Annotated in this window: 8 protein-coding genes; 6 read left to right on the forward strand and 2 right to left on the reverse strand. The window is 57.9% G+C overall.

All coding sequences use genetic code 11. From position 1 onward, the window contains the following. Positions 1–642 (reverse strand): type VI secretion system ImpA family N-terminal domain-containing protein (locus tag HP547_RS25495; RefSeq protein ID WP_172288161.1); only part of this gene is annotated, 642 nt, incomplete at its 3' end. Continuing rightward, entirely contained in the window at positions 630–1,280 is a 651-nt protein-coding gene (vasI, locus tag HP547_RS25500; protein WP_172288163.1) for a type VI secretion system-associated protein VasI, read from the reverse strand. The genes HP547_RS25495 and vasI, both read right to left, overlap by 13 nt. A gap of 336 nt (positions 1,281–1,616) precedes the next feature. Between vasI and tssB the strand changes: the two genes are divergently transcribed. The 6 genes from tssB to HP547_RS25530 all read left to right on the forward strand — a co-directional run. Beyond that, positions 1,617–2,120, forward strand: coding sequence for a type VI secretion system contractile sheath small subunit (gene tssB, locus HP547_RS25505; RefSeq protein WP_172288165.1), 504 nt, complete (start codon positions 1,617–1,619; stop codon positions 2,118–2,120). 16 nt (positions 2,121–2,136) lie between these two features. Continuing rightward, positions 2,137–3,627: a type VI secretion system contractile sheath large subunit gene (gene tssC / locus HP547_RS25510; RefSeq protein ID WP_172288167.1), complete on the forward strand. Its 1,491-nt coding sequence runs from the start codon at positions 2,137–2,139 to the stop codon at positions 3,625–3,627. Continuing rightward, complete coding sequence (tssE, locus tag HP547_RS25515; RefSeq protein ID WP_172288169.1) at positions 3,624–4,034, forward strand: type VI secretion system baseplate subunit TssE; 411 nt, start codon at positions 3,624–3,626, stop codon at positions 4,032–4,034. Before tssC ends, tssE begins: the two co-directional genes overlap by 4 nt. A gap of 3 nt (positions 4,035–4,037) precedes the next feature. After that, entirely contained in the window at positions 4,038–5,804 is a 1,767-nt protein-coding gene (tssF, locus tag HP547_RS25520) for a type VI secretion system baseplate subunit TssF (protein WP_172288171.1), read from the forward strand. After that, positions 5,768–6,784, forward strand: a complete 1,017-nt coding sequence (gene tssG, locus HP547_RS25525; protein ID WP_172288173.1) for a type VI secretion system baseplate subunit TssG — start codon at positions 5,768–5,770, stop codon at positions 6,782–6,784. Before tssF ends, tssG begins: the two co-directional genes overlap by 37 nt. Beyond that, positions 6,781–7,288, forward strand: a 508-nt coding sequence (locus HP547_RS25530; protein ID WP_172288175.1) for an FHA domain-containing protein, incomplete at its 3' end; no start/stop codon positions are given. The genes tssG and HP547_RS25530, both read left to right, overlap by 4 nt.

Here is a 7,288-nt window from a genome sequence, read left to right on the forward strand (position 1 = left end):
TGCGATGACATCAGCCAGCGGCACTGGCTTTATGTTTGACTCTGGCGCCTTGGGTGCTGCAACCTCGCCAACGCCATTGGCAAGGTCGGCGTATTTGCTCAGCGAGCGCTCAAGCTCGACAAGCGCAGCTAGATCCAATTGTACCGGTCCCTGCTGCTGTAGCAGGCGCTCAAGCGCACCTCGCGCAGCAGTTGCATACCCTGGGTTGAAGGTGAAGCGGTCGAGCCTCGGCAACGCGTCGATCAAGCGTTTCAGAACCAGGCTCACCAATTTGCGCTTGCCGATGAAGCCTGTTGGGCCCGGTTTGGGGTAAGCAGGCTCCCAATAGCCTTCGACCATACCGGCCAGCAACTCCAGCGTGAAACTCCAGCGTTGCCAACAACCACTACGCAGCCAGGCCGCACCAAGGTGCGCGACGATTCGCAAGTGCTTGCATTGCCGCGCCAAGTATTGGCAGGACGCTTCTTCGATGTACGCCCAGTCGATCGAGGGTTCCTGCAGACCTCCGAGTTTGACCATCTCTTGGTCGATAGCCTGGTAGGTTTCGTCCTCGACATCGAACAAACCCGCCGGGGCTGCGGTATCAATCGGTGCAAGCAGCCGGACGATGACCTCGGCCTGCCCCAGCGCTACCACCGACATGAACGTCGCACCTGGCTGATTAGCGCGTCCAGGCCTTCGGCATCAAACGCCAGCCCGTCGACGGCCCTGTGACCGCTCACCACTTCAATGCGCTGAGCACCGATCATTTGTTTGATCTGCTCGATGGCTGGTATACCCCTGCCAGCATCCAGTACCTGACCATTTTCCCTTACCTGCCACGCGGTTTCGCTGGTAGACCAGCCCTGCCCCTTTATCCGCACATTGACACGGCTCGCTTCGACTGGCCGGTTGGTAATCAGTTGCAGCCTGGAGATGTTCTGTATGCAGCTGATAGCCAAATAAGACCGCTCCCCAACTGAAGCTATGGCAGGGGCTGAAATGACCAGTTCCTCCTCAGCGTCCGCCACGCCTCCCAGGTTTCCCAGGCGAAAGGTCAGGTCTTCCGGCCCCCTGCCAACCTCATTGGTCATGACACGCATGACACTGGGCGCCTCTTGCTCGGGAGCAGACCACCGAGTGATGGCTATCACTCGCGCGGGAGTTGCTGCGGCTTCGTCAAAACAAGCCAAACGCTCAAGATTGGACACTATCCGGGGGCAGTCTCTTGAGGGATGTGCCTGAGAGGGTGCCAGACAAAACAGCAATGTAAATCCGGCACTACAGGCAGAGCGGCGCATTATCACAATCACATTCTCTTATTCGATAGTACAGATGCACTAGTGACCAACTCACCGCCAACCAGCAGTCGTCACCACCCATTAAACCCATGCAGCGAAAAAATTTGAACCCAGGCAATCAGGAGGTCAGAAACGAACTTTTAGGCTAGTACAAACAGAAAGGAAGATACAAACAAATATTTAGTAACACCTCCCGACTCGACATATATCTCGCCATAGGCGCAAGGTCTTTTCGCAAGCAAGCGCCGCAACTTCACCTGCAGCTTGTTTATTGTTTAACAGCACTTTGTAGGATGCTTCCTACATATATACCCAAACAACAAAGGCGATATCTACATGACTAAAGCCTCGGGCTCCGTTGCGCCCAAAGAGCGCATCAACATCAAGTACGTACCCGCCACCGGTGATAAACAGGCCGAAGTAGAGCTGCCGCACAAGATGTTGGTGCTGGGCGATTTCGGTCTGGATGACACCCGTGCGCTGGAAGACCGATCGGTCATGCGCATCGATAAACACACCTTCAACAATGTGTTGAATGACGCCGACGTCAGCTTGGCCATGTCCGTGCCCTCCACACTCAGCGCGGCACCGGATGCGGAGCTGGCGGTCAACCTGCGGTTCAGATCGATAAACGACTTCGGACCCGACCGCATCGCCAGCCAGGTGCCTGAGCTGAACAAGCTGCTGGAGCTACGCGAAGCCCTGGTCGCCCTCAAGGGCCCGCTGGGTAACGTGCCCACCTTTCGCAAGCAGTTGCAGCATTTGCTGAACGACGAGCAGGCCCGCAAACAACTCGCCCAAGAACTGGACCTGGTGCTTGAGGCGCCACAAGAAGACTGAGACAACGGAGCGTCCCATGCCAAAGTCAACCAGCACCACCCTCGCCGTTGAACTGTCCGGCGAGACATTGAGCAAAGCCACTTTGCTCGACCAGATTATGGCCGAAACCAAATTGGTGCCCGCGCAGGAGGGTTATCAAGTCGCTCGCCAAGGCGTATCGGCCTTCATTGCAGAAATACTCAAGAGCAATGATCCAGATCAACTAATCAACAAGCATCGCGTCGATCAAATGATTGCAGAGCTGGACCGAGTGCTCAGCCGACAGATGGATGCCATCCTGCATCAGCCCGAGTTTCAACAGCTTGAATCGGCGTGGCGCAGCCTCAAACTTCTGGTCGACCGTACGGACTTCCGCGAGAACATCAAGCTTGAAGTTCTGCATGCCAACAAGGAAGACTTGCTAGATGATTTCGAGAACGCGGCCGACATCACCTGCAGCGGTATGTATAAACACGTTTACACCGCGGGTTACGGTCAATTCGGTGGTGAGCCCGTGGCGGCCATGGTGGGGAACTATGACTTCGGCCCCTCCTCTCCAGACATCAAGCTTTTGAGCTACTTGGCCTCCGTCGGTGCCATGTCCCACGCACCTTTCCTTGCCGCCCCATCCCCCGATTTCTTCAATTTGAGCAGCTTTGAAGAGCTGCCCAATCTGAAGGAAATCAAAGACATTTTCGCCGGGCCACGGCATGCCAAATGGCGTGCGTTCCGTGAAAGTGAAGACGCTCGCCACACTGCACTGACCGGCCCCCGTTTCATGCTTCGCCCGGCCTACCATCCGCAAGAAAATCCCGTGCAGAGCTATCACTACGTCGAGGACATTGCAGGACGACACGAAAACTACCTGTGGGGCAACTCCGCCTTTTTGCTGGCCAGCTGCATTAACGACAGCTTCGCCCGCTACCGCTGGTGCCCTAACATCATCGGCCCGCAGTCCGGTGGCGCCGTCGAAGATCTGCCAGTACACCTCTACGAGGCGCTGGGGCAGTTACAAGCGAAGATCCCAACCGAGGTGCTGATTTCTGATCGCAAGGAATTTGAGCTGGCCGAAGAAGGTTTCATCGCCTTGACCATGCGCAAAGACAGCGACAACGCCGCATTTTTCTCGGCCAACTCGGTGCAGAAACCGAAGAACTTTCCCAAGACCGCGGAAGGGCTGCAGGCTCAGACCAACTACAAGCTCGGCACCCAGCTGCCTTACCTGTTCATCGTCAACCGGCTGGCCCACTACATCAAGGTGCTGCAGCGCGAGCAGATTGGTAGCTGGAAGGAGCGCAAGGATCTTGAGTCCGAACTCAACAAATGGATCAGGCAATACGTCGCCGACCAGGAAAATCCGTCAGCCGACGTACGCAGCCGTCGCCCGTTGCGCGCTGCAAAGGTCGAGGTTTCCGATGTGGCCGGCGACCCGGGCTGGTACCAGGTTTCACTCGCCGTGCGCCCCCACTTCAAATACATGGGCGCGAACTTCGAGATCTCACTGGTCGGCCGGCTTGATACCCAATGAGTGGATTTTTCGACCGTTTGATGGCGGATCAGACTGTAAGCCGCACGCCCTCTCGGCAAGAAACCGCTGCCGAGAAGTTCGCCGCCATCAAGCGCCACCTGGAAACGCTGCTTAACGCTCGCCAAGGCTGCTCGCAGAGCAGCCCTGAGCTTGGCCTGCATGACTTCAACGGGCACGACGCAAGCAGTGGCGACCTGCTCAAGCAAGTGAGCGCCGACATACGCCGCACAATTCGGCGTTTCGAGCCTCGTGTGCACGTGCGATCGCTCAAAGCCATGCCCGATTGTCTCGCCCCGCTGGAGCTGCATTTCAGGCTGGACTGCCAGGTGCAGGTCAACAACCACAAGGAGCAGCTGCAACTGGAGCTGCTGGTCAACGGCCATAGCCGCCACACCCGAGTGAGGTGACCGATGTCACTCAAGGATCGATTCAGCGAAGAGTTGCGTTACCTGCATGAGCTGGGAAACGACTTCGCCAAAGACAACCCACAACTTGCCCGGCTGCTGGGCAAGGGTGGCAGCGACCCGGATGTCGAACGCCTGATGGAAGCCTTTGCCTTCCTCACGGCCAAGCTGCGCCTCAAGCTGGAGGATGACTTGCCAGAGCTGACGCACCCCATGCTGCAACTGCTGTGGCCCAATTACCTGCGGCCACTGCCGAGCGCCACCATTATCCAGTTCACACCACTCAAGCAAGCGCTCAGCCAATCGCAACGCATTCCCAAAGGTTCACAGCTGTTCTCTAAACCTGTGGACGGTGTGCCTTGTGAGTTTCGCACCTGCACGGCAGTGGATATCCATCCGTTCGAGATCGAATCGGTAAGCGCTACCCAGACGCTTGACAGTTCGGTGGCAAGCATCGAGCTGCGCACCTTGGTCGAGCGACCCTTGAACACCCTCGGCTGCAACAGTCTGGATTTCCACCTGAGCGGTGATACCGAGACTGCCCGCACGCTGTACCTCTGGATCGCTCAATACCTCAAGCATGTCGCTGTGACGATCAATGGCGAGGTCCGCAGGCTGCCAGCCAGCAGCATCGTCTTCCCAGGCTTCAGCTCAAACGAAGGGCTGCTGCCTTACCCGCAGAACGTCTTCGACGGCTATCGGATCTTGCAGGAATACTTTGTATTTCCAAAGCGCTTTCACTTCTTCAGCATCACCGGACTGCAGAAGATCTGGCCCGATCAAGCAACTCAGCAGGTGGGCATTGAACTTCACTTCACCCGCCAGCTACCGGATTCGTTGCGTATCGGCACGGCGGACTTCAGCCTGTTCTGCACGCCGGCGGTAAACCTGTTCAGCTACAGCGCCGAGCCTATCGACCTCTCCAACCGGCACGCCCCTTCTGACCTTACGCCCAGAGGTAAAGAGCGGCATGCGTATGAAATTTTCAGTGTTGATCGAGTGATCAGCACCCGCACGACAACAGACGGCAGTACCGGCGAACACCTACGTACCTTCCGCCCCTTCGAATCGTTCGCCCATGAGATCGAGCACGCTCAAGGACGCACGGCGCTGTACTACCGCTACACCCTCGAAGAGTCCTTGCGCGGCGATGGCGTCACGCACCGTATCGCTTTCGTGCGCGCCGATGCCAACGCCTACACCGGTGAACTGGAAACGGCGTCTATCGACCTGACCTGCACCAATCGCGATCTACCCCTGGCATTGGGCGTCGACGACATCAATGTGATTTCCGAAGTCACGCCGCCGCTGACCACCTATACCAACATCTGTAAGCCGACACGCCCCTATCGGCCGGTGCTGGATGGCCAGTTGCAGTGGGCGCTCATTTCCAACATGTCGCTCAACTACCTGTCGCTGCTTTCGGCCGAGCCGCTGAAAGCGGTGATTCGTGCCTATGACTTCGTGGCATTGCACGACCTGCAACAGACACGCACCACCCATAAGCGCCTCGAAGGCATCCGCGATGTTCAAACAGAACCTCTGGATTGGCTAATCAAAGGCCAGCCCATTCGCGGGCTACGCACACGGCTGAAGCTGGATCAGGCCGCCTTCCTCTGCGAGGGCGACCTGTACCTGTTCGGCTGCGTGCTCGCGCACTTCTTCGCCCTGTACGCCAGCATCAACTCCTTCCATCAACTGGAAGTGATCAACACTACCAACAACGAGCACTACACATGGCCCATCCAGACCGGCAAACAACCGCTGATCTAGCCGACAAGCTGCTCGCCGACGCACACCAGTACAACTTCTACCAGTTGCTGGAGCGCCTGCACGGCCTGCACGGGGATGACCTGGAACCGCGTTGGCCGGACCGGGCCACTCGCCTGCGCGTGCGGCTGGGCAGCGACCCGCGACTGACCTTTCCGGTTTCCGACGTGTACAAAGCCGAGCGCATGGCCGAAGCCGAAGACCGCTATCGCGTGTGCACCACCTTCATGGGCCTGCACGGCACAGACTCGCCCTTGCCAACCTATTACCTGGAAGAAGTGTCATACGAGCATGCCCACGGGATTGGTGTACGGCCGGCGTTCTTCGACTTCTTCAATCACTACGTGCTGAGCCTGCTGCACCGCATCTGGCGCAAGTACCGCTACTACATTCGCTTCCAGCCGGGTGCCAGCGATGGGTTTTCCCAGTACATCTTCGCCCTGCTCGGGTTGAATGACAAACAGCTGCGCGGTGATACGGCACTCCCCTGGAGCCGGCTGCTCAGTTTCGCCGGTGTGATCGCCAGCCGCAGCCGTGCACCAGGCACGGTCGCCGGCATCATCGCCCACTGTTTTGACTTGAAGCAGGTGCACATCCGAGAGTTCGAAAGCCGCTCGGTTCCCACCACTTCCACACAACGGGTGAGCCTTGGCTGCAGCAACGGTGAACTGGGTAGCTCCTTCATGGTCGGCAGCCGCACGCGAACCCGCAGCAGCAAGTTCACCATCGTGATCAGCGAGCTTGATCAGGAACAGTTGCGTGACCTGTTGCCCAGCGGCATCAACTTCAATCGCTTGCGTGCTCTGATTGATTTCCTGTTGCGTGATGGTCTGGCCTACGACCTGGAGCTGCGCCTGAAGCAGAACGCATTGTCGCCCTTCTGCCTGCATCCTGCCAAGGGCGCCTACCTGGGCTGGACCAGCTTTGTCGATGATCACCACGGCCAGATCAGCCCCGTCGTGCGATTCCGGGGGCGCTCATGAGCACATTGACCTTGAGCATTACGAACCTTGATCAATTGCAGCACAACGTCACTATCCGGCATCAATTCGATTGCACAGGCGGCACCATCGGCAGCGCCGAAGCCACGTGGCGGATCAACGATCGGGAGCAGACCGTTGCGCCGATTCACTGCGAAATTCGCTGGATAGAGGGCAGCTTCTGCGTCATTGACCGCTGTCAGCGTACCTACCTCAACGACAGCCACGACAGCTTGGGTTCGCTCGCCCCCAGGCGACTGCTGGAGGGTGACCGACTGCGCGTTGGCACCTATCGACTACAGGTTCAACTTTCGCATGCCGATGCACGCTCTCTGGAGGACATGTTCAGTCCTGAACAGCGAACCCTTGATCACTGGCTAGTGGAGGTTCCAGCCAACGCCCGGCAACCCATTTCAGGCGCCACGCAGGTTGTCGCAGACATCTGCTCGGTCTTCGCGCCAAGTATCGGTAACGATCCTTTGGCGGCACTGGACGCTGCAACGGGGC

The organism is Pseudomonas sp. CM27, from assembly GCF_013179515.1.
Lineage (GTDB): Bacteria > Pseudomonadota > Gammaproteobacteria > Pseudomonadales > Pseudomonadaceae > Aquipseudomonas.

Excerpts from the sequence above, each read along its gene's own strand:
- vasI (WP_172288163.1), bottom strand. The coding sequence starts at position 1,280 with ATGCGCCGCTCTGCCTGTAGTGCCGGATTTACATTGCTGTTTTGTCTG.
- tssB (WP_172288165.1), top strand. The coding sequence starts at position 1,617 with ATGACTAAAGCCTCGGGCTCCGTTGCGCCCAAAGAGCGCATCAACATC.
- tssC (WP_172288167.1), top strand. The coding sequence starts at position 2,137 with ATGCCAAAGTCAACCAGCACCACCCTCGCCGTTGAACTGTCCGGCGAG.
- tssE (WP_172288169.1), top strand. The coding sequence starts at position 3,624 with ATGAGTGGATTTTTCGACCGTTTGATGGCGGATCAGACTGTAAGCCGC.
- tssF (WP_172288171.1), top strand. The coding sequence starts at position 4,038 with ATGTCACTCAAGGATCGATTCAGCGAAGAGTTGCGTTACCTGCATGAG.
- tssG (WP_172288173.1), top strand. The coding sequence starts at position 5,768 with ATGGCCCATCCAGACCGGCAAACAACCGCTGATCTAGCCGACAAGCTG.